Raw genomic sequence first — 24,005 nt, forward strand, 5'->3', positions numbered from 1 at the left:
CACCGCTGCAGTGCCCTTGCCCTCGGGCAACTCCCGATCAGGCCGCGCTCAGCCGCGAGCCGGCGCGATCTGCTCCGCGTAGTCCACCAGCGCCTCCAGCAGCAGCTGGGCGCGCTCGTCGTCCAGCTCGGCGGCCGCCTCGGCCAGTTCGTCCACCCGCTCCAGGAAGTGGGCCACCGTGAGGCCGCCTCCTGCGCCCTCGTGCAGACGCGCCACCCGCAACTGCGCCCAACGCTCACGCGCGCCACCGTCCAGGCTGTCCGGGAAATTGCGGGCGCGGTAGCGGAACACCAGCTCTTCCAGCCGCGGGTCGTCGAAGCTGGCGGTCTGCCAGACGGGATCGTCAGGGGCCGTCTTGCGCAAGCGATCCAGGCGGGTGCGATCCTGCGGCCCCAGGAAGCCGCCATACAGGTCCTCGTCCACATCCGCGGGCTGCGCACCGACCGGCCGGGTAAACACGTCGGGCCAGATGCCCGCCATGCTGGCGCCGCGGTGCGCGCAAACCTCGGCATGTTCGAGCGCACGGGTCATGTCCACGCCCCAGCGCTCGGCCATGGCCGGGGGCAGGGTCTTCAGGTTGCCAATGACCACCGGCGACTTGTTGACGTGAATGGTCTTGACCGGCAGCCGCGTCATGCCCTCGGGCAGGTCTTCGGTGCGGGTATAGAGGCGCTGGCGAATCTGCTCGGCATTCAGGGTGAACAGTTCGGAGGGATCCTCGGCCAGGTCCCAGACGATCAGCTCGTTGCGGTTGGTGGGGTGCGGGGCCAGCGGCCAGACCACGGCCAGGCAACCCCGCTCCGGCCCGTACATGCCGGAGATGTGCAGAAAGGGACGTCCCACGCCGATCTCGGCCCAGACGGCCTCCTTCTTGCGCAGCTTCAGGCAGAACTCCCACAGCCTCGGCTGCGCCTGGCGGATCTTGCGGGCCAGGGCGATGGTGGCGCGCACGTCGGACAGCGCATCGTGCGCCGCTTCATGCAGCAGACCGTTGGCCGCGCTCAGGTGCTCCAGCTTGAACGAGGGCCGGCCGTCCTCGTGGCGGGGCCATTCGATGCCCTCGGGCCGCAGCGCGTACATGCAGCGCACCGTGTCCAGCAGGTCCCAGCGGCCGCAGTCGTTCTTGTATTCCCGGGCGTATGGGTCCATCAGGTTGCGCCAGAACAGGTGGCGGGTCACCTCGTCGTCGAAGCGAATGGAGTTGTAGCCCACCCCCACCGTGCCTGGCCGGGCCAATTCGGCCTCGATGGTGGCGGCAAAGCGGTGCTCGGGCAGCCCCTGGGCCAGGCACTGCTGGGGCAGGATGCCCGTGAGCAGGCAGGACTCCGGGTCAGGCAAGGTGTCAGGCGCGGGCTGGCAGTAGACCATCACCGGCTCGCCCACCTCGTTCAGGTCGGCATCGGTGCGCACACCGGCGAACTGCGAGGGCCGGTCCCGCCGGGGGACGCGGCCGAAGGTTTCGTAGTCGTGCCAGAAGAAGCTGAAATCGCTCATGGGCGCACGATAACCCAGGGTCTGCGGCGGCGCGTTCAGAAGCCGGGATCGCGCACGCGCAACAGCGTGGCAAACCGGGGCAGGCCACTGGCGGTCAGGCCCCGCCAGCTGTAGGTCACGCGGGTGCCCAAAGGGGGCGGCTGACGTCGCTGGGCATCCTTCAGCCCGCTGCCCAGCAGAAAGACCTGCCCGGCCTCGTTGCGCACCCGCAAGGCGCCCACCATGCCAACGTACTTGCCATGCCCCTCCTCGTGGCCAATCACCACAGCCTCGGCGTCCTGCACCGGCTTGAACTTGAACAGCGCCTCGGTGCGCCCCGTCTGGTAGGGGGCATCGGCTCGGTGCAACACCAGACCCTCGCCGCCAGCGGCCACCACCGCGGCCAGCAACCGCTGCAATGCCGTCGCATCCACCACGGGCTCCTGCGACACCGCCACCAGCTGTGGCCACGCCGCGGCGGCCACCAGCGCTTCGATCTGCCCGGCCCGCTGCGCGAACCCACCAGGGGCATCAGGCAACTCGAACACCCGGTACTGCACAGCATGCCAGCCGGGGTCGTCCGGATCGCCGCGTCGCAACAAGGCGGACACCTCGTCGAAGCGACCATGTCCCAGCCACAACTCGCCATCAAGCGACTGGCGTGGCAGCCGGGCCAGAAACCAGGCCGGCGCGGCCACCGCCCCGCCGCCCCGGAAGCGCAGCTGGCGCCCATCCCACAGCGCCCGCACCCCATCGAACTTCTCGCTGACGAGGAAGCCCTGGGGCGACTGGCCGGCTGTCCAGTCCCGGGCCAGCAGCAAGAGCGGCGCGGTCTCGGCCTGCGCGGGTGGTGGGGTGAGCGCGGTCAGCGCGGTACACACGGCCAATGGCAACAGCGATGCACCCAGCGCAGGGTGTTGGGACAGGTCCATCCAGGCCCTCCTGATCCGATGAAGCCCCCAGCCTAGGGCGACGCAGAGCCAGCCACATCCCGCCAAGGAGGGACTGGCCCTCCCCCGCTCGTAGGAGGAATCTGGAAGGGCCGCTGCTGCTGCCGGCAGGCACAGACAAGCACCGAATCAGCCCGCCATCGCAACGCTTTTCCGGCCATGCCGGCCACCCCACCCCTGGCAGCATATGGCCACTCGTACGCCGGCGATGTGCTCATTCGGCGTCTCATTTCAGACCGAGGAGTTCACCGTGAATCTGAGTCGAAAGCTGCCCCTGGCCTTTGGTCTCACCCTGCTGTTGACCTTGCTGGCGGGCTTTGCCGGCCTGTGGACCGCCCATCGGGCCATTGACGTCTTCCACACGGACGTGCAGGCGCAGGTGGACCAGGAGCGCCGCACCGCGGCCATGGAAAGCCATTTCAAGACCCAGGTGCAGGAATGGAAGGACACCCTGCTGCGTGGATCGGACAGCCAGTTGCTGGACAAGCACTGGGCCGCCTTTGTGAAGGAAGAGCAGGAGGTCGATGCCCTGGCCAAGAGCCTGCAGGCCGAGCTGCAGGACCCTGAGCTGGCTCAGCTGACCGCTGCCTTCGTTGTTCAGCACCAGAAGATGGCCGCCGGCTACCGCGACGGCCTGGAGAAGTTCAAGTCCGCTGGGCTGGAGTCTTCGGTGGGTGACATGGCGGTGCGCGGCATCGACCGCGAAGCAGCGAAGCTCCTGCGCGAACTGAAGGCCGCCATCGCCCAGCGCAGCGCGGACGCCGCGCAACAGGCCTACATCCAAGGTCGCCAGGCCGTGGCATGGAGCCTGGGCATGATGCTGCTGGCCGCGCTCCTGGGGGTGGGCATTGGCACCCGCATCAGCCGCGACGTGGTCCGCCCGCTGCAGACCGCGGTGGCCGCCGCCGACGCGGTGGCCCGTGGTGACCTGAGCCACACGGTACAGGTGCGCGGCCAGGACGAAACCGGACGCCTGCTGGGTGCGCTGGCCGCCATGCAGACCCAACTGCGCCGCCTGGTGCAGGACGTGCGCGGCAACGCGGAACAGGTGGCCAGCGCCAGCGCGCAGATCGCCCTGGGCAACAGTGACCTGGCCACCCGCACCGAGCAGCAGGCCTCCTCCCTGCAGGAGACCGCCTCCTCAATGGAGGAACTGGACGGCGCGGTGCGTCACAACGCCCAGAGCGCCCAGGAAGCCAGTGCGCTGGCGGCCCGCGCCAGCGCCGTCGCCCAGCAGGGCGGCACGGTCGTGGCCGGTGTGGTGGACACCATGAAGGGCATCCAGACCGCGTCGCACCGCATCGTCGACATCATCGGCGTGATCGACGGCATCGCCTTCCAGACCAACATCCTGGCCCTGAACGCAGCTGTGGAGGCGGCCCGGGCCGGTGAGCAGGGCCGCGGCTTTGCCGTGGTGGCCAGCGAAGTGCGCAGCCTGGCGGGACGTTCCGCCGAGGCGGCCCGGGAAATCAAGCAGTTGATCCAGGCCAGTGTGGAACGCGTCGAGCAGGGTTCGGTCCAGGTCCACCAGGCGGGTCAGACCATGGACGAAGTGGTCCAGTCCATCGCCAAGGTGTCGGACATCATCCACGAGATCAGCCGTGCCAGCCAGGAGCAGAGCGCCGGCGTGGGGCAACTGGGCGAGGCGGTCAGCCGCATCGACCAGGGCACGCAGCAGAACGCGGCCCTGGTGGAACAGACCAGTGCCGCCGCCGAGAGCCTGCGCGGCCAGGCCCACCAGCTGGTGAACCTGGTCGACACCTTCAAGCTGGCCTGAGCCTCCCGCTCACGCGCCCTCCAGCGGGTGCGCCTGCAGCCAGGCCCATTCCACATCGGTCCACAGGCGCTGCGTGGCCACGAAGTGCATGTCCTCGGCATCTTCCAGCGAGAAGGTCCCCAGCGCGCCGGAATTGGCATGCAGCAGCACCTGGCCTCCCTCGAGGTACTCGAACTGGGTGCGCCCGACCCAGAATGGCACGCCCCCCACCGTGCCCAGGCGGACATCGGCCTGCCCCAGCGTCATCTCCCCCACCCGCAGACACATGGGCGTGCTGCCATCGCAGCAGCCGTGCGACTGGTAGAACATCACCTCGCCGTGCCGCGCTTTCAGGCGTTCCAGCAGCGCCAGCGCCTCGGGCGAGGCGACCACACGTTCCACCGGTGTTTCCAGCGTCTCCATCGGGTCTCTCCTTGCTTGCCACCCACAAAAAAGGGCGGCCGAAGCCGCCCCTGTCCTGAACTCGCGAGGGATCAGAAGAAGCCCAGCTTGTTCGGGTTGTAGCTGACCAGCAGGTTCTTGGTCTGCTGGTAGTGGTCCAGCATCTGCTTGTGGGTTTCGCGACCGATGCCGGATTCCTTGTAGCCACCGAAGGCCGCGTGGGCCGGGTAGGCGTGGTAGCAGTTGGTCCACACGCGGCCAGCCTGGATGCCACGGCCGAAGCGGTAGGCACGGCTGCCGTCACGGGTCCACACGCCGGCGCCCAGGCCGTACGGGGTGTCGTTGGCGATCTGCATCGCCTCGGCCTCGTCCTTGAAGGTGGTCACGGCCAGCACCGGGCCGAAGATCTCCTCCTGGAAGATGCGCATCTTGTTGTGGCCCTTGAACAGGGTCGGCTGGATGTAGTAGCCGCCGGCCAGATCGCCACCCAGCTCAGCCTTGGCACCGCCGATCAGCACTTGCGCGCCTTCCTGCTTGCCCAGCTCCAGGTAGGAGATGATCTTGTCCATCTGCATGGTGGAGGCCTGGGCGCCCATCATGGTGTCGGTGTCCAGCGGGCTGCCCTGCTTGATGGCGGCCACGCGCTTGAGGGCGCGTTCCATGAACTTGTCGTAGATGGATTCCTGGATCAGGGCGCGCGACGGGCAGGTGCAGACCTCGCCCTGGTTGAACGCGAACAGCACCAGACCTTCGATCGCCTTGTCCAGGAAGGCGTCGTCCTGGGCCATCACGTCGTCGAAGAAGATGTTGGGGCTCTTGCCGCCCAGTTCCAGCGTGGCGGGAATCAGGTTGGTGGCAGCGGCCTGGGCGATCACACGGCCGGTGGCGGTGGAACCGGTGAACGCGATCTTGGCGATGCGCTTGCTGGTGGCCAGCGGCATGCCGGCTTCGCGGCCATAGCCGTTGACGATGTTCAGCACGCCCGGGGGCAGCAGGTCGGCGATCAGCTCAGCCAGCACCAGGATGCTGACCGGGGTGGATTCGGCCGGCTTGAGCACCACGCAGTTGCCAGCGCCCAGGGCGGGGGCCAGCTTCCAGGCGGCCATCAGCAGCGGGAAGTTCCAGGGAATGATCTGGCCGACCACGCCCAGGGGCTCGTGGAAGTGGTAGGCGATGGTGTTCTCGTCGATCTCGCTGAGCGAGCCTTCCTGGGCACGCAGGCAGCCAGCGAAGTAGCGGAAGTGGTCGGCCGACAGCGGGATGTCCGCATTCAGCGTCTCGCGCATCGGCTTGCCGTTGTCCACCGTCTCGGCGTAGGCCAGCTTCTCCAGGTTCTGGTCGATGCGGTCGGCGATCTTCAGCAGGACGTTGGCGCGCTCGGCCGGCGGCGTGGCGGCCCACTTGGCAGCGGCGGCATGGGCAGCGTCCAGGGCCAGGTTGACATCCGACTCGTCGGAGCGGGCGACCTGGGTGTAGACCTTGCCGTTGATGGGGGTGACGACGTCAAAGTACTGGCCCTTCACCGGGGCCACGAACTTGCCGCCGATGAAGTTGTCGTAGCGGGCCTTGTGTTGGACCGGGGCGCCAGCGGTACCGGGCAGTGCATACAGCATGAGGTGTCTCCAGAGTAGGTGCTTGTGGAACAGGCGGCGCCGGTCGGTCCGGCTGCTCACCACGCGCTCTCTACTGCACACGCTGTGCCAGCTTCTCTGCAGGCCCTGAACGCCCCGTTTTCCGAGGGGAAATCCTCGCCATGCCGCCTCTCGACGCGGCTCACCCCCGGGATCTCCCTGTGGCGAAACGGAACACCTCGAAATCGCCGTGCCGAGGTGGAACACCCGGACTGGCTCGGCGCCTTCGGGACAACCCTCTGCGCCAGGAAGCCACAGTCTCAGCGGCCAGGGGCCGGCAAGGGGCGGGTGAGTTCGTCGGCGCTCAGGCCCTGCTGACGCATCAGCGCCTCCAGGGCCGGCATCAGCGGCCCCAGACGCTCTTCCAGCGCGTCGCGCACCGTGTCCACAAACACCTGCGTGGAACGCTCGATCTCGATGTTGAGCCGGTCGCCGGGTCGCTTCTGGCCAAAGGTGGTCATGCGCAGGGTCTCGGGAATCAGCCAGACCTCGAACCAGCCCGCCTGGCGATCGGCCTCGGCCACGGTCAGACTGGCACCGTTGATGGCGATGTAGCCCTTGGCGAAGACGTAACGCATCCAGCGGGCCGGCACCTCGATGCGCATCACGTGGTTGTTCTCGGGCTGGCGTACCTCGGCCAGCGTGGCCGTGAAATCCACGTGCCCGGACAGCGGATGGCCACCGATCTCGGCACCGTCCTTGGCCGCGCGCTCCACATTGATCCGATCGCCCTCTTTCAAGGTGCCCAGGGTGGTCAACCCCAGGCTCTGCTGCATCACGTCGAAATCGGCCTGATCCGCGCCATGCAAGGCAGTGACGGTGAGGCAGACGCCATCGCTGGCCACGCTGGCTCCGATGGCCAGATCCTGGGCGAAACCAGGAGGAAAACGCAGGCGAAAACTGCGCAGACCAGGACGGTCGGTGATCGACGCGACCTCAGCCACGCCCTGGACGATGCCGGTGAACATGATGGAACCCTTGAAACAAGAAAGCCGGCCGAGCTTAGCAGCCCGGCCGGCCATCTTCCGGTGGTGGGTCTTGCCGCGCCCAGCGCGGCAGGGCATCACTGGGCGTTCAGGAAACTCATCACCGCGTCCATCACCACCGTGGGATTGGAGGAATCCATCTGGCCCGCCATGGAGGCCACACCGTGATCGGCCCCGGCGATCTTCTTGATCACCATCGAGCCACCGCAGTTGGTCCAGGTCTGGACATTGCCCGAGGTGGCGTTGGGCGAGCCCAGCGGCGCCACCGACTCACCACACTTCTGGGTCACGCGCACCTGCTGCTCAGGCCACTCGCCCATCATCGTCCCATCCAGGAAGGCCGCGTTGCCCGCCCACTCGACAAGGGGGTTGATGATCCAGTTGTAGTTGGGCCAGCGGTTGCTGTAGGTCTGCATGACCTGGTCGTCGTCGCCGCTGATGCTCATGTAGGGCTTGGCCGTACTGGGGACACAGGGCGTGGCACCCGCCGGATCGAAGTGCGCGGCCGCCGGCCCCGCCAGGGCGATGTAACCGTCAAAGGTGGCGGGGGACTCACAGCGCATGCGATTGGTCATCGCGCCGCCCATCGAATGGCCCATCAGATCGATCTCGGTCACGCCGTATTCGGTCTTGAGCTTGGTCGCCAAGGCCTGCAGGAAGGCCACGTCGTCCTGCCCCGAGGTCATGGCGTAATTGGACCAGGTGGTCGCCCCGTCGGCGCCACTGATGTGCTGCCCCTGCGGGAACACCATGATGACCTTGTTGGCGTGCAGCCAATCCCAGTTGACGGTGTTGGTGGTGGTTTCCGCGTTGGAACTGTTCAGGCCCAGTTGGTAGGCAATGGCCGTGTTGTTGCCACCACCGCCGTGCAGCGCCACGATCGCCCGAGTGGCACCACCGGCCGGCACATAAATGTTCACTGCATGGGGATAGCCGGCCACCGAGGTGGAGACAAGGCTGTCGCCGGCAGCAAGGCTGTTGCTGCTGCTGCCCCCGCCGCAGGCGGCCAGTGACGCGACGAGGGCACTGCCGATCAACAGGCGCATCAGGCGCTGGTTCATGGTTTCACTCCCTGTAGAGAGAAGAGTTGCGAAGTGTGTGAATGGTAGGAGCGCACGCTTGCCATGACCTGTCGGCAGGTGGCGACACCCCTTGTCGGACAGCACCCACAACCCTGCAGGACAACAGGCCATGGACACCAGATCGAATCTCAACGCGGCAGCCCTCCTTCTGGACGACAGGCCACACTCGTCCGGACGCTACCATCCGTAAGCTCGGTGCTGCCCAGCCAAACAGGGGATGGCGGACGCCCCGGGTCATCCCCTGCCGCGGTGCCCGCCGGGGTGGACTGGCAGAATGCAGGGCATGAAACACCCCGTCACCCGCACCGCCCTGGCCACGCTCGCCCTGATCGGCAGCCTGGGCAGCGCCCACGCCGAAGCCCAGGATCAGAACGCGCTGCGCGCGCTGGCCGTGGGCGGCACCCTCGCCTCCTGGGCCTACGGCCTCTGGGAAGGTGCTCCCTTCACCGATTGCCGCGGCGCCCAATGGCAGCTGCGCGGCAATGTGGCTCACGACCACGAGCTGAACCTGGCCTCGGTCGGTGCGGCCTATGGCGATTGCCACATGCTGGACGCCGGCAGCTGGTCCTTGAGCAATCAGACCAACTTCTCGGTGGGCCGCTGGACCACCCGCGGCGACGTGGCCGGCGCTTCCTCGGCCTGGGACGTGGCCGTGGTGCCCCTGGTGCACTGGCAGCATCCGGCCTTCGCCTCCCACAAGTGGGAAGTGGAGTTCGGCATCGGCCCGGCCTGGCTCAGCGAGGTCAACATCGGTGACCGCCAGAAGGGCAGCAACTTCCAGTTCTCCGACCACCTGGGCCTGAACCTGGTGGATGGCGGCGGTCAATGGCGCGTGGGCCTGCAGTGGCGCCACATCAGCAACGCCGACATCAAGAAGCCCAACAACGGCGTCAACTTCACCGGCCTGGTCTTCGCCTGGACGCTGTGACACCGTGCTGGCTCAGGGCGCCGTCACCGGCCCCTGAGCCACCGAAGGTTCAACCGGCACGGTCGAAGCTCGCCACAGGATCAGGCCGTAGCCGCGCTCGGCATACAGCGTGCTGTAGCGCCCACCCACCTGGGCCATCTGGGCCGGCAACTGGTCCAAGCGCACCAGTGCCAGTTCTCCATCCCGGGGCGCCCGACGAGGCGCCTCCTGTTCGCGGTAGACCGCAAAGCTGGGTTGGTGCAAGCCCCATTGCACCGCAGGCTCCGCCCGCTGCCGGGCCACCTCGGCCGCCCGCTTGATCGGCCCTTGCAGCAGATCGCCCCACCAGGGCAGAGCCACGCCCAGGCTGACGAGCGACAGCAGCACGGCGGCCACGCCGCTGCGCCACAGCAGGGTGAAGCCCGGCCGGCTGAGCTGGGTCATCAGGAACAGGACCGCCAGCGCCGCCATGCCGCTGATCCACACCAACCAGGGCGAGGCCTGCTGCCCCAGCAACAGAGCCCGGTAGAGAGGCGGCTTCACCACGCCGGGCGCCCACAGGTGCAGGGTGGCGGCACTGCCGCACAGCAGGGCCAGCAACAGGAGCAGGCACACCGTCAGCGCGGCGCGCATGGCCCCGCCAGCCTGTGCCAGCGCCATGGCCATCAGCAGCACGAAGGGCGAGGCACCGTAGAGCACGTAGTGCGGCAGCTTGGTGCCCGACAGCGAGAAGAAGCCCAGCACGAAGAAGCCCCACAGCAGCAGGAAACGCTGCATCGGGTCGGCCCAGTGGCGGCGCACGCCGGCCACCACGCCAGCCAGCAGCGGGGCCCAGGGCAACAGCAGCAGCGGCAACACGACGAAGTAGTAGCCGATGCTGCCGCCATGTTTCTCCAGCGGGCTGCTGTAGCGCGCCAGGTTGTGGCGGATCAGGAAGCCATCGATGAAGGCCTGGCCGTCGCGGTGCAGTTCATAGGCGTACCAGGGCACGGCAATGCCCAGCAGCAGGGCCCAGCCCCAGCCATCGCCCGCCGCACGGCCCAGCCGGCGCAGCGCCTCGCGCCAGGGCAGCGACAAGGCCAGCCACAGCACCAGGGCGGCACCAGGCACCACCACGGCCACCGGGCCCTTGACCAGCAGGCCCATGCCCATCCAGGCATAGGCCCGGCGCAGTGCTGGCCTGCCCGCCTCACCGCGGTTCTGCGCTTCCAGCCAGCGCCAGGCATCCAGTGCGGTCAGCGTGAGCAGCAGGTTGAGCAATGCGTCGGCCGTGGCCGCCCGGCCGATGGCCAGTACGCCCAGCGAGGTCGCCAGAATCACGCCGGCCGCCACCGCCACCTGCCGGCCCAGGCGCGGCAGCGCAAAGGCCACCAGCGCCAGCGACCAGCCCCAGGCCGACAGGGCCGAGGGCAGGCGGAAGGCGAACTCGCGCACGCCGAACAGGCTGACGCTGATCGCCTGCAGCCAATAGACACCGATGGGCTTGTCGAAGCGCGGCTCACCGTTGAGCGTGGTGTGCATCCAGTCGTGGTGCACGATCATCTCGCGCGTGGCCTCGCTGAAGGCGCCCTCGTCCACATCGAACAGCGGCGTGGCGCCCAACGCCCACAGCGCCAGCACCAGCAGCAGGCCGGCCAGCCCCACCCATTCCAGGCGCGTCAGACGCCCGCCGGACGTCGGCGACCCCAGCGTCATGCGTGCCAGCCCTCGTTGTCCGCCAGGGCGGAGGAATTCAGCGCGTGGTACTGGCGGGCATGGCTGCCGTCGTAGTAGATGCGGATCAGCAGCTCGGCCAACACCCCGGTCACCAGGAACTGCAGCCCGCCCATCACGCAGAAGAAGCCCAGCGACAGCAGCGGCCGCCCACCGATCGACTCACCCAGCAGCTTGAGCACCGCCAGGTAGCCCAGGATGGCCGTGCCCAGCCCGCCCACCGCCAGGCCCACCGCGCCAAAGAAGTGGCCCGGGCGGGAGCCAAAGTTCATGAAGAAGTAGACCGACAGCAGGTCGATGATCACCCGGAAGGTACGGGAGATGCCGTACTTGGATTCACCGAACTGGCGCGCCATGTGGTTCACCGGCTCCTCGGCCATGCGGTCCGGCGAGGTGACGGTGGACAGCCAGGCCGGGATGAAGCGGTGCATCTCGCCGTACAGCCGCACTTCCTTGAGCACAGAGGCCCGGAAGGCCTTGAGGCTGCAGCCCAGGTCCTTGAACTGCATGCCGGTGGTCTTGCGGATCAGCCGGTTGGCGATCATCGAAGGCAGGCGGCGCAGCGCAAAGCCATCCTGGCGGTTCTTGCGCCAGCCGGCCACCAGGTCCAGGTCGTCGTTGAGCAGGCGCGCCACCAGACGCGGGATGTCGCGCGGGTCGTTCTGCAGGTCGCCGTCCAGGGTCACGATCACATCGCCCCGGGCCGCGTCGATGCCGGCCTGCATGGCCGCCGTCTGGCGGAAGTTGCGCAGCAGGCGCACCACGCGGATGTGCGGCCCCACCGTCTTGGCGTGGCGCTGCAGGGCCAGGCCGGTGCCGTCGCGGCTGCCGTCGTCCACCACCACCAGCTCCCAGGGGTGCGGATAGTCCTTCAGCGCATCCTGCACCGCATCGACCATCGGCTTGACGTTGTCGATCTCGTTGTACATGGGCACCACCACCGACAGACGGTGCGGCGGGGCCTGCACGGGAGCGACGGAGGCGGTGTGTTCGGTAGCGTTCATGGTCCAGCAGAAGAAGGTCCCGCGGCCGGCGAGCGGCGGGACTGCGCCCACAACAGGGCACGGTAGATCAAAGGGGTCAGCAAGGCGGTCACAAGACTCAGGGTGTGCACCGCCAGCGCGGCGCCGGCCAACACCGCCGGCGGCACCGCAGCCCCCACCCATTGTCCCGCAGCCCAGATGGCGGCCTCGTAGCTGCCCAGGCCGGCCGGTGCCTGGATGGGCAGAGCTGCGGCCAGCTCACCGGCCACCGCCCCGCTCCAGCCCTGCCAGACCGGCAGGCCGGCCAACAAGGCCAGCACGCCGCCCAGCACCGCCAGCTTGAGCAGCCAGTTGCCCACACACAGGCCCCAGCCGGTCAGGTCACCGCGGTGGGCCACCAGCGTGCGTTGCAGCGCCTGCCAGCGTGGCCACCATTGTCCCAGCTGGCGCGACAGGCGGGGCAGCAGGCCCCACAGCAGCAGCACCAGCGCCGCCACGCCGGCCAGCCGCAGCCAGGCTGGCCCGGGCGCCAGCCCCAGCAGGCCCAGCAGAGCCAGCACCAGCGCGTCCTGCAGGCGCAGCCAGACCAGGCTGCGCACCGACTCGGCCACCGGAATGCCGAAGCGGCGATGGAGCAGCCAAGGATAGCCGGCCTCCCCGGCGCGCATGGGCAGCAGCAGCAGGGCGGCGTTGTGGGTCAGGAAGAGGTCCACGCTGTCCGACAGGCTGGGCATCCGGGCGTCGGGCCGGTGGGTGCACCCCCAGGTGCCCCACTCCCGCCGCAGGCGTTCGGCCCGCAGGCCATAGCTGCCCCACAGGCCGGCCACCGCCAGCGGCCAGGCCCACAGCGGCACCTGGGCCAGCGCCGTCAGCAGCTGCGCTCCCATGCCTTCGCGCAGCAGCATGGCCAGCAGCAGACCGGCCGCCAGCGAAGGCAACACCAGCCGGGCCACGGCCTGGTCGGTGCCGGCCGGCGCCCCGGCGTGGCGCCAGCGCGAAAGGCCGCTGCACACCCCCAGGAAGGCCAGTGTCCATTGCACCGGCGCGGCCACCGGCAGGCCGGTCGGCAGCAGCGCCACGGCCACCGCCAGGCCCCATTCCAGCAGCGCCAGGCCGCGCTGGCCATTCGCCGTCCCCAGCCAGGCCGCCGGCCAGCGGGCCGACAGCCGCAGGGACAGCAGCCCCACCCCCAGGCCCAGGCCGGCGCCGGCCAGCACATCGGCCGGCCAGTGCGCCCCGACCGCGATGCGGGAGAAGGCCACCGCCGCCGCGAAGGCGAAAGGCAGCAGCACACGCCAGCCCCGCAGCCCCAGGGTCGCGGCCAACACGGTGGCCACGGCGCCAGCGGTGAGCGCATGGCCGGAGGGCATGGAGGCGTGGTTGAGCAGCGGCGTGCCGATGACCTCGAGGGCCTGGGTGCCCAGCGCGCGGGCCGGCCGTGCGCTGTCGATCAGGCTCTTGGGCAGGCGGCTGAACAGCAGCCCCAGCGGCACACCCCACAGCAGGGCATTCAGGGCCCGACGCCGCGTGCGGTCCAGGGCCAGCACCAGCAGCACCGCCGACACGCCCAGACCAGCCACGCTCAGGCCGCCCCACAGGCCCGCGGCGGCCGGGTGCGCGCCTCCCGCCAGGCGGTTGAGGGTCAGCAACAGGGACTGATTCAAGGCCGGCTGCAGGTGCAACCAGCCGCCCGCCCCCAGCAGCAGCAGCGCCAGCGCCCAGGCCAGGCCCTGCCAGCGGGGCACGCCGTCGTCCGCGGGCAGGTGCGGAGCAGGCCGCGAAACAATGGGGTCGGACATGGTGGGCGGCATGATGCCAGAGCCCCGCAGCGGGGCCCCGGGCGCGGCAGGCAGGATCAGAAGCTGAGGTAATGCGGGAACTGGCCGTCCCGCGGCTTGACCTGCGCGAAGCGGGCCGTGAGCCGGGCCTGGACCGCCGTGGGCAGCGGCGCGAAGCCGGTGCCCTGGGTCAGCGCGTCGCCGTGCAGGAAGCACCAGTACAGGAAGCGCATGGCCGGCTCCACAGTGGCAGCCGTCGTCGGCGCGGCATCCAGCAGCACGAAGGTGGTCATGGTCAGCGGCCAGCTGTCGGGCCCCGGCATGTCGATCAGGCTGGCGGTGTCGCTGCCATCGCGGTACAGCGGGCTGCGCAGGATGGCGGCCCGGAAGCCCGCCTCGGACGCGACCACCCACTGCCCGTCCCGGTTGCGCAGACGCACCCCGGCCAGTCCGTCGGCCACCACACGGTCATAACTCACGTAGCCGATGGCGCCCGGCGTGGCCCGCACCAGGGCGGACATGCCGTCGTTACCTTCGGCCCGCAGCGGCTCACCCGGCCAGGCGGGCAGGACGCCCTCCCCCACCTGCTTGGCGAAGGCCGGCGATTGCCCGGCCAGGTAGCGGGTCAGGCCTTCGGTGCTGCCGGACTTGTCGCCCCGCACCACCCGCACGATGCGCCGGGCAGGCAGGCTCAGGCCGGGGTTCAGCGCAGCGATGCGGGGGTCGTCCCAGCGCTGGATCTCGCCGGCGAAGATCGCGGCCAGCACCTCGCCGGTCAGCCGCAACCGGTCCGGCTCGAAGCCGTTGACCACCGGCACCACGCCGCCCACGCAGGTGGGGATCTGGACCAGGCGCTTCTGGCCCAGGGCCTCGGCGCTCAGCGGCACATCGCTGCCGGCGAAGTCGACGCTGCGCCGCGTGGCCTGCTCGATGCCGTTGCCCGAGCCGGTGGGCTGGTAGCGCACCTCCACGCCGGTCTGCCTGGCGTAGTCCGCCGTCCAGCGGGTGTAGACCTTGGAAGGGAAGGTGGCGCCCGCGCCCTGCACACGGGCCGAGGCGCCCCGGGCGGCATCCAGGCCGAACAAGGCCCCGAGGCTGCCCCCCAGGGCCAGCCCCAACGCACGCCGGCGATCGGTGCGCGGCGGCTTGAAATTCATCGTCATGTCGGTACTGCTGAAAAAGAACCGGCCGCTCCCTCTCGGTGCGGCCGGTCTTGAAGGATACAGGACGGCGAGGCGTCAGATCTGCTCGGGGGTTCTCACCGCCACCAGCACCACCTCGCCCCGGTCCTGGCGCGGCCGGTGCCGCAGCCACCAGACGCCACCCTTCTTGATCGTCCAGGGCGTCAGGCCACCGTCCTGTGCGTGGCTCAGCCGCGGCCCGGTCATCAGATACGCCGCCGTCAACCCCAGCGTGGGCTGGTGGCCCACCACCAGCACCGGCTCGCGGGCATCGGGCCAGCGCGCCGCGGCCAGCAAGCCCTCCACCGTGCCCTCCGGGCCCAGAGCCTCCACCACCTTGAAGCGCCGGCCGAGGGCCTCGGCCGTCTGCTGGGTGCGCAGGGCCGGGCTGACCAGCACCTTGGTGGTGGCCGGCAGGAAGCGGTTGAGCCAGTCGGCCACCCGCCGCGCGTGGCGCTCGCCCTTGGGGGTCAGGCCGCGGGCCGGATCTTCAAGCCCATCGCCCAGTTCCTCGGCCTCGGCGTGACGCCAGAGGATCAGGTCCATGCTCATCCCCCTCTTCCGATCCGGGCTGCGTGACGGCGCATCAGCGCCTGCTGGGCGCTGGGCCCCGCCTCGCCCACACGGCGGTACTGGCCATCCGGCAACTGTTCCCAGGCGTCCTGGGCGTCGTACAGATAAGGCACCAGGCATTCATCGATGATCCGCTGCCGAAGCTTCGCGTCGTTCACCGGCCAGGCCACCTCGATGCGGCGGAACATGTTGCGACTCATCCAGTCGGCGCTGGACAGGTAGAGCACCTCGTCGTCCTCGCCTTCGCCCCACCGGAAGTAGATGACCCGGGTGTGCTCCAGGAAGCGGCCCACGATGGAGCGCACCCGGATGTTCTCGGTCAGCCCGGGCAAGCCCGGCGGCAGCATGCAGGCACCGCGCACGATCAGGTCGATCTTGACGCCGGCCTGCCCGGCGGCGATCAGGGCCTGGATCAGGCCCGGGTCGGTCAGGGCATTGAACTTGGCCACGATGCGGGCCGGCTTGCCCGCCCGTGCAGCCTGCGCCACCTCGGCCATCTGGCGCACCAGGCGGCGGTGCAGCACGAAGGGCGCGGTCAGCAGGCGGCGCGGGGGTTTGACCCGCGTGAGGCTGGCGATCTGCTGGAACACGGCATCGGCGTCGGCGGTGATGCCCGGGTCGGCCGTCAGGTAGCCCACGTCGGTGTACAGGCGCGCGGTGCGCGGGTTGTAGTTGCCGGTGGACAGGTGCACGTAGCGGCGCAGCCGGGGGCCGGCCCTGCCGCCGCCTTCGCGCCGGGTCACCAGCAGCAGCTTGGCGTGGGTCTTCAGACCGACAATGCCGTAGACCACCTGGGCCCCCACCGCCTCCAGGCGTTCGGCCCAGTTGATGTTGGCCTCTTCGTCGAAGCGGGCCTTGAGCTCCACCACGGCCATCACCTCCTTGCCGCGGCGCGCGCCCTCGATCAGCAGGTCCATCAGCTCGGACTTGGCGCCGGTGCGGTAGATGGTCTGGCGAATGGCCAGCACGTCCGGGTCGTTGACCGCCTGACGCAGAAACTCCACCACCGGATCGAAGCTCTCGAACGGGTGGTGCAGCATCACATCGCGCTCGCGCAGCAAGGCGAAGAAGTCCTTGCCGCGCGGCAGGCGGCGCTCGGGCCAACCCGGCTCGAAGGCCGGAAAGGACAGATCCACGCCCGGCACCGGCGTGACCTGGTCGATCAGCTGGTTCAGACGCACCAGGTTGACCGGGCCGTCCACCCGGTGCAGCGCCGCCTCGGGCAGATCGAACTGCTCCAGCAGCAGCGAGGACAGCTCCGGCGGACAACTGGCCACCACCTCCATGCGGATGGCCTTGCCGAACTGGCGCGTGGTCAGGCCGCGGCGCAGGGCCTGGCGCAGGTTGGTCACGTCCTCCTCGTCCACGTCCAGGTCCGAGTCGCGCGTGACGCGGAACTGGGAGAAGGACTCCACCGTGCGACCGGGAAACAGCTCCTGCAGGTGGGCGCGAATGACGCTGGACAGCAGCACGAAGCCCTGCTGGCCCGGTGCGCAAACCTCGTCGGGCATGCGGATGACCCGGCGCAGCACGCGGGGCACCTTGACGATGGCGATGGTGCTCTCGCGGCCGAAGGCATCGCGCCCCCCCAGGCGGGCGATGAAGTTCAGCGTCTTGTTGGCGACCTGCGGAAACGGGTGGGCCGGGTCCAGCCCGACCGGGATCAGCAGCGGCCGCACCTCGCGCTCGAAAAAGCGCGCCACCCAGGCCTTCTGGGCCGGCGTGCGCTCGGCGTGGTTGATGACCTCGATGCCATGGCGACGCAGGGCAGGCGTCACCTCATTGTTGAAGACACGGTACTGCTCGTCGGCCAGGGCGTGGGCGCGCGCCGCGGTGGCCGACACATCCCGCCAGGCCGCCTGGCTGTTGGCCGCGCGGGCAGCGTCCAGCACGTCGGCAAAGCGCACCTCGAAGAACTCATCCAGGTTCGACGAGACGATGGTGATGTAGCGCAGCCGCTCCAGCAGCGGCACGTCAGGGCGCTGGGCCTGGGCCAGCACCCGTCGGTTGAAGGCGAGGATGGCCAGTTCGCGGTTGAGCAGCGGCGGCATCGCGACAGCGGCCGTCTGGGGCTCGGGGACTTCGGTCATGCGCGCAGTCTATGAAAGTTTCGTGACAAGACCGTGACCCTAACGGCACGGCCGCCTGCTGCGGCCCGGTCCACATCCTTTCGCAGGGGGATTCCGGTCGGATCAAACGCGCCGGGCGGCGATAGGCACCGGCAGTGGCGCCACCGGCTCGTCGGCCTCGGCCGGCTCGCCACGCACGGCAGCCGCCGCGCCATAGGGCCGCGCCAGCGCCGACCAGTCCAGCAGCTCCATCCTGCCGTTGGGATGCTCCACCAGGGCCGTCAGGCTCTCCACCCAGTCACCGTCGTTGGCGTAGATCAGCCCGTCGATCTCGCGCAGCTCGGCGTGGTGGATGTGGCCGCAGACCACGCCGTCCACCTCGCGCTTGCGGGCCTCGCGGGCCACCGCGCGCTCGTAGTCGCCGATGAAGCTGACCGCCCGCTTGACCTTGAGCTTGAGGTACTTGGACAGGCTCCAGTACGGCAGGCCCAGGCGGCCGCGCAGCCGGTTGAGCCAGGCGTTGAGCTTGAGCGTGAACTCGTAGGCCCAGTCGCCCACGTAGGCCAGCCACTTGGCGTGCTGGATCACGCCGTCGAAGAGATCGCCGTGGGTGATCCAGAAACGCTTGCCATCCGCCCGCTGATGCACCCATTCGTGCGCCACCTCGACCCCGCCGAAGCTGTGCTCCAGGTATTTGCGGGCAAACTCGTCATGGTTGCCGGGCACATAGATCACCCGGGTGCCCTTGCGGGCCTTGCGCAGGATCTTCTGCACCACGTCGTTGTGCGCCTGCGGCCAGTACCAGCTGCGGCGCAGCTGCCAGCCATCGATGATGTCGCCCACCAGGTAGAGCAGGTCGCTCTCGGTGTGCTTGAGGAAGTCCAGCAGCGCCTCGGCCTGGCAGCCTGGCGTGCCCAGGTGGATGTCGGAGATCCAGATCGCGCGGAAGCGTTGGGCGTCCGGCGCGTCATGCGCCGATCCGGCGGGCGGGAGGGGCGTGGGGGTCTGCATGAGCCCTCATGCTGGGGCCCTGCAATGACCCGCCGGTGACGACCCGGTGACGCCCGCATGACGCCCGGCCCGCCCAGGCGGCGATCCCCCGAAGCCGTCAGTGGGACGGGGCCCCGCTGGCCCGGCGCAAGCCATAGCGGCGCATTTTGGCGTAGAGCGTGCTCTTGGCGATGCCCAAACGCCGGGCCGCCAGCGTGAGGTTGCCACCGCAGCCCGCGATGGCACGGCTGATCTGGGCCTCCTCGCCTTCGGCCAGGCTGTCGCCCCAGGCCATGGGCCCCGCCCCGTCGCCCCCACCGATCGACTCGCCCGGGTCGTCCGGCCCCAGCTCGTCCAGCCCCAGGTCGATGGCCCGCAGGGGCCCGTCCGGGCGCATCAGCACCGCCGCCTCGATCACATTGCGCAGCTCGCGCACATTGCCAGGCCAGGCATGGCCGGCCAGGGCCGCCAGCACCTCATCGGACAGGGTCTCGACGGCCTGCCCCTGCTCGGCCCGGAAGCGCTGAAGAAAGGCCGCGGCCAGCAGAGGGATGTCCTGCCGGCGCTCGCGCAGCGGCGGCAGCTGCAAGCGCGTGACCGCGATGCGGTAGTACAGGTCCATGCGGAAGCGGCCGGCGGCGACCTCCTGGCGCAGGTCGCGGTGGGTGGCGGCCACCAAGCGAAAGCGCACCTGGCGGGGCTCGGTTTCGCCCAGGCGGTACAGGGTGCCCTGCTCCAGCACCCGCAGCAGCTGGGGCTGCATGTCCAGCGGCAGCTCGCCCAGTTCATCCAGGAAGAGCGTGCCGCCTTCGGCCGCCTCGATCTTCCCGACCATGCCGCCCTTGCGCGCCCCGGTGAAGGCGCCTTCGGCATAGCCGAAAAGCTCGCTGGCCAGCAACTCGCGCGAGAGGCCACCGCAGTTCAGCGCCACGAAGGCGCCGCCGCGCCCGCCGTGCAGGCCGCGGGCGAAGGCCTCCTTGCCGGCGCCGGTCTCGCCCTGCAGCAGCACCGGCGCCTGCGAGGCCGCCAGCACGCGGGCCTTGTCCAGCAGGGCCCGCATGGCCGGATCGCGGGTCAGCACGGATTCGAAGCCGGCGGCCGCGCGCGGCACCAGGGTGGTGACCTCGGCCACCTGGGCCGCCCTCGCCGCGCCGCGGGCGCCGTGGGCACCACCAGAGCTCCGGCCGGGCAGCACCAGCAGCGTGCCAAGTTGCTCGCCGCGCACCACCAGCGGTTCAAGCCATTCGCCGCGCAGCCAGGCCGGCAGCCCCGCGGGCAGCATGCCACGCCGCCAACGGCCGGCCAGCAAGGCCGGCACCCGCAGTTGGCCGGTCAGGTCCAGCCCGCCCCCCAGGGCCTCGATGGCCCGCTGGGCTTGGGCGCTGGCCTTGATCGGACAGCCGCGCCGGTCGAACAGCACCATCGCATCCTGGCCGTCGGCCGACCAGCGGCCCAGCGCATGGTCCAGCAGGCGGTAGCGACGCTCCATCTCGACCATGGCCAACCGGGCCTCGATGCGGCTGGCGGTGTTGATCACGAACGCCAGGCTCTGCCGCTGGTAGGTGCCCGCCAGCCCGGACACATCGAGCGTGCCCAGCAGTTCACCATCCAGCGGGTGGCGGATCACCGCGGCCGAGCAGGTCCAGCCCTGGATGCCGGCGCAGAAGTGCTCCGTCGCGTGGATCTGGGCCGGCCGCTGGGCCGCCAGCGCGGTGCCGATCGCATTGGTGCCGCAATCCAGTTCGCTCCACCCCACGCCGGGGACCAACGCAATGGCTTCGGCCGCATTCAGCGCCGGGTGGTCTCCCTCGGTGACGAGGATGGTGCCGTGGGCATCGCTCAGGGCCATCAGCGTGCCGGTTTCGACCAGGTAGTCCCGCGCGCACGCCATCACCGTGGAGGCTGCCTCCAGCAGGTCCTTCTGACGCTCCTGCAGCAGGTAGAGATCCTGCTCGGAGACCGGCTGGGCCCCGCGCTGCCGCAGCGGATCGACACGGGCCTGGGCGCAGCGCTGCCAGGACTGGTCGACCAGGGCCCGCACGGCCCCTTGCGGCAGTGCCCCTCCCTCGAGCAGGGTCTGCCAGGCCTGGGACACCACGAGTTCGTTGCGAGGGTTGGAGAACATGGGCACCGGGTTCGGAGCAACGACGGGAATGGCGGGTCAAAGCAGAAGGACTCGGACTCAGACCACCGCGCGCACGTGATCGTAGGTCTGCGTGAGGGCGAAGGGTCCCCAGGAGTACCCGCAGCCCCCGGGCCGGCAAACCGGGTGCCGCCCCTGCGGATTCAGGCCCTGCCAAGCCATGCTGCCCGCAGTGCGGTCTTCAACACCTTGCCGTAAGCGTTCTTGGGCAGGCTCTCCAGCATGCGGTAATGCCGCGGCCGCTTGAAGCGCGCCAGCTGGGACAGGCACAGCGCATCCAGGGTCTGCGGGTCGAGACAGGCTCCCGGCCGAGGCGCCACGAAGGCGGCCACGGCCTCGCCCCATTCTTCGTCGGGCACGCCGATGACGGAAACCTCGGCCACGCCCGGGTCCCGCAGCAGCACCTCCTCCACCTCGCGGGGATAGATGTTGGAGCCGCCACTGATGATCACGTCCTTGCTGCGGTCGAGCAGGGTCAGGAAGCCGTCGGCGTCGAAGGCCCCGATGTCGCCGGTGCTCAGCCAGCCCTCCCGCAGGGCCCGCGCCGTGGCTTCGGGGTCCTGCCAGTAGCCCTGCATCACCGTGTCGCCGCGCACCTGCACCTCGCCGGCCTGCCCCACCGGGCAAGCCTGGCCGTGCCCATCGATCACCCGCACCTGCACCGCCACATTGGCCACGCCCACCGAGGCCAGTCGCTCGGCCCGCCGCGGGTGCGCGGTGTCGCCCAGCGGCCCCCGCCCCAGCACGGTGATGGTCATCGGGCTCTCGCCCTGGCCGTAGATCTGCACGAAGCGCGGCCCGAGCTGCGCCAGCGCGCGCTCAATGTCAGCCGCGTACATGGGCGCGCCGCCGTAGACGATGGTCTTGAAGCCCGTGCCGTCCAGGCCGTTCGCCCGCGCATGCTCCACCAGGCGCCGCACCATGGTCGGGGCGGCGAAGAGGCTGAGCCGGCCCACGCTGCCGGCCAGCGCGAACAACTCGGCCTCGTCGAAACCGCCGCTGGCGGGCAGCACATGGCGCGCTCCGGCCATCACCTGCGGCACCGCATACAGCCCGGCCCCGTGCGACAAGGGCGCGGCATAGACGCAGGCGTCCTGCGGGTCGATGCCGTCCACGTCCGCGGTGTAACCCAGCGCCATGCTGCGCAACTGCCGGTGGCCCAGCATCGCCCCCTTGGGCCGGCCGGTGGTGCCGCTGGTGTAGAACAGCCAGGCCAGGTCGTCGCCCTCGCGCGCTGTCAGCGGCAGCGCCGGCGCCTGCAGGGCCTGCTGCCAGGCCGACTCCTCCAGCGTCCAGTGCGCGCAGGGGGCCTGCAGGTCCGCGCCGTTCTCAGCATCCGTCACCACCAGGCGGGCCCCGCTGTGCTGCAGGATCCACTCGGCCTCGCGCGGGTGCAGCTTGGCATTGAGGGGCACCAGCACCAGACCGGCCCACCAGGCGGCCCACATCAGGCTCAGGCCGTCCGGGTGGTTGTGCATCCAGACGGCCAGCCGGTCCCCGGGCTGCAGGCCCTGCGCCCGCAGGCCGCCGGCCAGACGGGCGCAGCGCTGGGCCCATTCGCCATAGCGCCAGCGCACGGCGGATCCCTGCAGCACCGCAGGCGCGTCGGGGGTTTGCGCCGCGGCGCGTTGCAGGAGCAGAGCGAGGTTCATCTCAGGGCGAAATGATGACCTTCAGCGCCTTGGACTGCGCCGCCTGCCCGAAGGTCTCGTAGGCCGCCATCACGTCGTCGAGCGTGAAGCGGTGGGTGATCAGCCGGGCCGGGTCGAGCTTCCTCGCCACCACGGTCTTGAGCAGCATGTCGGTGCTGGCGGTGTCCACCAGCCGGGTGGTGATGGCGATGTTGCGCGCCCACAGTGTTTCCAGGTGCAGATCCACCTTGTGGCCGTGCACGCCGACGTTGGCGATGGTCCCGCCCGCGGCCACGATGCCCTGGCACAGTTCAAAGGTCGGGGCGATGCCCACCGCCTCGATGGCCGTGTCCACGCCCAGACCATCCGTCAGCGCCATCACCGCGTCCACCGCGGAACCCTTGCCGCTATTGACGGCATCGGTCGCGCCAAAGCCCAGCGCCACCTGCAGCCGGTTGTCGTCCAGGTCGATCATGATGATGCGCGAGGGCGAGTAGAACTGCGCGGTCAGCAGGGCCGCCAGGCCGATCGGCCCGGCACCCACGATGGCCACGGTGCCACCCGGCGCCACCTTGCCATTGAGCACGCCGCACTCGAAGCCGGTGGGCAGGATGTCGCTGAGCATCACCAGCGCTTCCTCACTGGTTTCCGGCGGAATGGCGTACAGGCTGGTGTCGGCGTGCGGAATGCGCACGTACTCGGCCTGGGTGCCGTCGATGGTATTGCCCAGGATCCAGCCACCGGTGGTGCAGTGCGAGTACATGCCCTTGCGGCAGAAGGCGCACTTGCCACAGCTGCTGATGCAGGAGATGAGCACGTGGTCGCCCACGTGGAAGTTGCTCACCGCGCTGCCCACCGCCTCGATCACGCCCACGCCCTCGTGGCCCAGCGTGGTGCCAGGCAGGCAGGTGGGCACGTCACCCTTGAGGATGTGCAGGTCGGTGCCGCAGATCGTGGTGTGGGTGATGCGCACCAACGCATCGCCCGGTTGTTGCAGCGTCGGCTTGGGCACTTCGGTGAGCGCCTTCTGGCCGGGACCGCCATAGACCAATGCTTTCATCGTGTTCTCCATGTCCCCTTCACTGCGTGGGAAGAAGCCCGTCCAAAACCCTGATTCGCACACCTGGCACATGGGGACCTCTGTGATCGGGTGGCACCGTGTGAGGCACCGCCGCGGGCCGGCCGGTTCTGGCTGGGCCGCGGCGGACACCCCCACTCAGTTGGAGCGTGCCGGCAGGGGCAGCTTGACCCACTCCTGGTAGAACGCGTCGATGTCGGGCTCGAAGTCGTGGACCACCGGGTACCACGGCGTCGGTGCCTCCACGTCGTGCAGCGTACCGCACTGCGGGCAGGTGTACTCGCGGTAGACCTGCCAGGCGGTGTCGGGCGCCATCAGCTTGGGGTAGACCTCGGTCATGGCGTCCTCGGTGTCACGCACATAGAGGTTGGCATGCAGCTTCCAGTTCTGGTTCCAGTCGCAGAAGGCATGGCCGCAGTCGCACTGGATGAGCCAGCGCTGGTCCTGCGCCCGCTGCACGATGTGCAGATGCGGGCCCAGCGGCAGCACGATGCGGTCGCTCCAGCCGAGCTTGTCCTGCAGGGCCTGCAGGTAGAGCGCGAAGCGCTCGCCGTCCTTGGGCATGGACAGCATGCGCAGCACGGTGTCCCAGTCGAGCTTGCCGTCGACCAGCTTGCGGACCTGTTCCGGGGTGTAGGTGGACATGGGTGGAATCTCCTGTGAATCGTTGGGGGGGGGT

Annotated in this window: 19 protein-coding genes; 2 read left to right on the plus strand and 17 right to left on the minus strand. The window is 69.6% G+C overall.

Annotated elements, in window-relative coordinates:
• Positions 1-48 precede the first annotated feature (48 nt).
• Together sbcB and M0L44_RS05825 are read right to left on the minus strand one after the other, a co-directional pair.
• Positions 49-1,494 (minus strand): exodeoxyribonuclease I, encoded by a 1,446-nt coding sequence (gene sbcB / locus M0L44_RS05820; protein WP_252768712.1) that lies wholly within the window; start codon positions 1,492-1,494, stop codon positions 49-51.
• Positions 1,495-1,529: 35 nt separating this feature from the next.
• Entirely contained in the window at positions 1,530-2,405 is an 876-nt protein-coding gene (locus M0L44_RS05825; RefSeq protein ID WP_252768713.1) for a DNA ligase, read from the minus strand.
• A gap of 268 nt (positions 2,406-2,673) precedes the next feature.
• Between M0L44_RS05825 and M0L44_RS05830 the strand changes: the two genes are divergently transcribed.
• Complete coding sequence (locus M0L44_RS05830) at positions 2,674-4,200, plus strand: methyl-accepting chemotaxis protein (RefSeq protein WP_252768714.1); 1,527 nt, start codon at positions 2,674-2,676, stop codon at positions 4,198-4,200.
• A gap of 9 nt (positions 4,201-4,209) precedes the next feature.
• Here M0L44_RS05830 and M0L44_RS05835 read toward each other — a convergent pair whose 3' ends face one another.
• The 4 genes from M0L44_RS05835 to M0L44_RS05850 all read right to left on the minus strand — a co-directional run bounded on the left by M0L44_RS05835 (position 4,210) and on the right by M0L44_RS05850 (position 8,259).
• Positions 4,210-4,602: a DUF779 domain-containing protein gene (locus tag M0L44_RS05835; RefSeq protein ID WP_252768715.1), complete on the minus strand. Its 393-nt coding sequence runs from the start codon at positions 4,600-4,602 to the stop codon at positions 4,210-4,212.
• Positions 4,603-4,673: 71 nt separating this feature from the next.
• Positions 4,674-6,194, minus strand: coding sequence for an aldehyde dehydrogenase (gene adh / locus M0L44_RS05840; protein WP_252768716.1), 1,521 nt, complete (start codon positions 6,192-6,194; stop codon positions 4,674-4,676).
• 278 nt (positions 6,195-6,472) lie between these two features.
• The gene (locus M0L44_RS05845) at positions 6,473-7,180 is read right to left on the minus strand and encodes a riboflavin synthase subunit alpha (RefSeq protein ID WP_252768717.1); all 708 of its coding nucleotides are present in this window, start codon (positions 7,178-7,180) and stop codon (positions 6,473-6,475) included.
• Positions 7,181-7,275: 95 nt separating this feature from the next.
• Positions 7,276-8,259, minus strand: coding sequence for a CE1 family esterase (locus M0L44_RS05850; RefSeq protein WP_252768718.1), 984 nt, complete (start codon positions 8,257-8,259; stop codon positions 7,276-7,278).
• Between the two features lie 304 nt (positions 8,260-8,563).
• Between M0L44_RS05850 and M0L44_RS05855 the strand changes: the two genes are divergently transcribed.
• Positions 8,564-9,208 carry an acyloxyacyl hydrolase gene (locus M0L44_RS05855; RefSeq protein ID WP_252768719.1) on the plus strand — a complete coding sequence of 215 codons (645 nt, stop codon included), beginning with the start codon at positions 8,564-8,566 and terminating at the stop codon, positions 9,206-9,208.
• 12 nt (positions 9,209-9,220) lie between these two features.
• Here the strand turns inward: M0L44_RS05855 and M0L44_RS05860 are convergent, their stop codons facing one another.
• The 11 genes from M0L44_RS05860 to M0L44_RS05910 form a co-directional block, all read right to left on the minus strand.
• Complete coding sequence (locus M0L44_RS05860; RefSeq protein WP_252768720.1) at positions 9,221-10,882, minus strand: ArnT family glycosyltransferase; 1,662 nt, start codon at positions 10,880-10,882, stop codon at positions 9,221-9,223.
• Positions 10,879-11,904, minus strand: coding sequence for a glycosyltransferase family 2 protein (locus M0L44_RS05865; protein ID WP_252768721.1), 1,026 nt, complete (start codon positions 11,902-11,904; stop codon positions 10,879-10,881). Before M0L44_RS05865 ends, M0L44_RS05860 begins: the two co-directional genes overlap by 4 nt.
• Entirely contained in the window at positions 11,901-13,682 is a 1,782-nt protein-coding gene (locus M0L44_RS05870; protein ID WP_252768722.1) for a phosphatase PAP2 family protein, read from the minus strand. The genes M0L44_RS05865 and M0L44_RS05870 overlap by 4 nt, the downstream gene beginning before the upstream one ends.
• A 56-nt stretch (positions 13,683-13,738) precedes the next feature.
• Positions 13,739-14,824, minus strand: coding sequence for a phosphate ABC transporter substrate-binding protein PstS (gene pstS, locus M0L44_RS05875; protein ID WP_252768723.1), 1,086 nt, complete (start codon positions 14,822-14,824; stop codon positions 13,739-13,741).
• Between the two features lie 75 nt (positions 14,825-14,899).
• Positions 14,900-15,388 carry a SixA phosphatase family protein gene (locus M0L44_RS05880; RefSeq protein ID WP_252768909.1) on the minus strand — a complete coding sequence of 163 codons (489 nt, stop codon included), beginning with the start codon at positions 15,386-15,388 and terminating at the stop codon, positions 14,900-14,902.
• A 2-nt stretch (positions 15,389-15,390) separates the two neighbouring features.
• Positions 15,391-17,505 carry a polyphosphate kinase 1 gene (ppk1, locus tag M0L44_RS05885; RefSeq protein WP_252768724.1) on the minus strand — a complete coding sequence of 705 codons (2,115 nt, stop codon included), beginning with the start codon at positions 17,503-17,505 and terminating at the stop codon, positions 15,391-15,393.
• Between the two features lie 102 nt (positions 17,506-17,607).
• Positions 17,608-18,495 carry a UDP-2,3-diacylglucosamine diphosphatase gene (locus tag M0L44_RS05890; protein ID WP_252768725.1) on the minus strand — a complete coding sequence of 296 codons (888 nt, stop codon included), beginning with the start codon at positions 18,493-18,495 and terminating at the stop codon, positions 17,608-17,610.
• A 97-nt stretch (positions 18,496-18,592) separates the two neighbouring features.
• Positions 18,593-20,599, minus strand: a complete 2,007-nt coding sequence (locus M0L44_RS05895) for a sigma-54-dependent Fis family transcriptional regulator (RefSeq protein ID WP_252768726.1) — start codon at positions 20,597-20,599, stop codon at positions 18,593-18,595.
• A gap of 161 nt (positions 20,600-20,760) precedes the next feature.
• Positions 20,761-22,269, minus strand: coding sequence for an AMP-binding protein (locus M0L44_RS05900; RefSeq protein WP_252768727.1), 1,509 nt, complete (start codon positions 22,267-22,269; stop codon positions 20,761-20,763).
• Position 22,270: 1 nt separating this feature from the next.
• A complete protein-coding gene (locus tag M0L44_RS05905; RefSeq protein WP_252768728.1) occupies positions 22,271-23,308 on the minus strand; it encodes a zinc-dependent alcohol dehydrogenase family protein in 1,038 nt (345 codons plus the stop codon).
• A gap of 156 nt (positions 23,309-23,464) precedes the next feature.
• Positions 23,465-23,971 (minus strand): acetone carboxylase subunit gamma, encoded by a 507-nt coding sequence (locus M0L44_RS05910; protein ID WP_252768729.1) that lies wholly within the window; start codon positions 23,969-23,971, stop codon positions 23,465-23,467.
• Positions 23,972-24,005 lie beyond the last annotated feature (34 nt).

This window comes from Ideonella oryzae, from assembly GCF_024055665.1.
In the GTDB taxonomy this organism is placed as follows: domain Bacteria; phylum Pseudomonadota; class Gammaproteobacteria; order Burkholderiales; family Burkholderiaceae_C; genus Ideonella; species Ideonella oryzae.

Bases quoted from the DNA above. Each gene is read 5' to 3' on its own strand.
- M0L44_RS05855 (WP_252768719.1), top strand. From the start codon at position 8,564: ATGAAACACCCCGTCACCCGCACCGCCCTGGCCACGCTCGCCCTGATC.
- M0L44_RS05825 (WP_252768713.1), bottom strand. From the start codon at position 2,405: ATGGACCTGTCCCAACACCCTGCGCTGGGTGCATCGCTGTTGCCATTG.
- adh (WP_252768716.1), bottom strand. From the start codon at position 6,194: ATGCTGTATGCACTGCCCGGTACCGCTGGCGCCCCGGTCCAACACAAG.
- M0L44_RS05890 (WP_252768725.1), bottom strand. From the start codon at position 18,495: ATGCAGACCCCCACGCCCCTCCCGCCCGCCGGATCGGCGCATGACGCG.
- M0L44_RS05845 (WP_252768717.1), bottom strand. From the start codon at position 7,180: ATGTTCACCGGCATCGTCCAGGGCGTGGCTGAGGTCGCGTCGATCACC.
- M0L44_RS05870 (WP_252768722.1), bottom strand. From the start codon at position 13,682: ATGTCCGACCCCATTGTTTCGCGGCCTGCTCCGCACCTGCCCGCGGAC.
- M0L44_RS05865 (WP_252768721.1), bottom strand. From the start codon at position 11,904: ATGAACGCTACCGAACACACCGCCTCCGTCGCTCCCGTGCAGGCCCCG.
- M0L44_RS05900 (WP_252768727.1), bottom strand. From the start codon at position 22,269: ATGAACCTCGCTCTGCTCCTGCAACGCGCCGCGGCGCAAACCCCCGAC.
- sbcB (WP_252768712.1), bottom strand. From the start codon at position 1,494: ATGAGCGATTTCAGCTTCTTCTGGCACGACTACGAAACCTTCGGCCGC.
- M0L44_RS05905 (WP_252768728.1), bottom strand. From the start codon at position 23,308: ATGAAAGCATTGGTCTATGGCGGTCCCGGCCAGAAGGCGCTCACCGAA.
- M0L44_RS05850 (WP_252768718.1), bottom strand. From the start codon at position 8,259: ATGAACCAGCGCCTGATGCGCCTGTTGATCGGCAGTGCCCTCGTCGCG.
- ppk1 (WP_252768724.1), bottom strand. From the start codon at position 17,505: ATGACCGAAGTCCCCGAGCCCCAGACGGCCGCTGTCGCGATGCCGCCG.
- M0L44_RS05880 (WP_252768909.1), bottom strand. From the start codon at position 15,388: ATGGACCTGATCCTCTGGCGTCACGCCGAGGCCGAGGAACTGGGCGAT.
- M0L44_RS05895 (WP_252768726.1), bottom strand. From the start codon at position 20,599: ATGTTCTCCAACCCTCGCAACGAACTCGTGGTGTCCCAGGCCTGGCAG.
- pstS (WP_252768723.1), bottom strand. From the start codon at position 14,824: ATGACGATGAATTTCAAGCCGCCGCGCACCGATCGCCGGCGTGCGTTG.
- M0L44_RS05910 (WP_252768729.1), bottom strand. From the start codon at position 23,971: ATGTCCACCTACACCCCGGAACAGGTCCGCAAGCTGGTCGACGGCAAG.
- M0L44_RS05835 (WP_252768715.1), bottom strand. From the start codon at position 4,602: ATGGAGACGCTGGAAACACCGGTGGAACGTGTGGTCGCCTCGCCCGAG.
- M0L44_RS05860 (WP_252768720.1), bottom strand. From the start codon at position 10,882: ATGACGCTGGGGTCGCCGACGTCCGGCGGGCGTCTGACGCGCCTGGAA.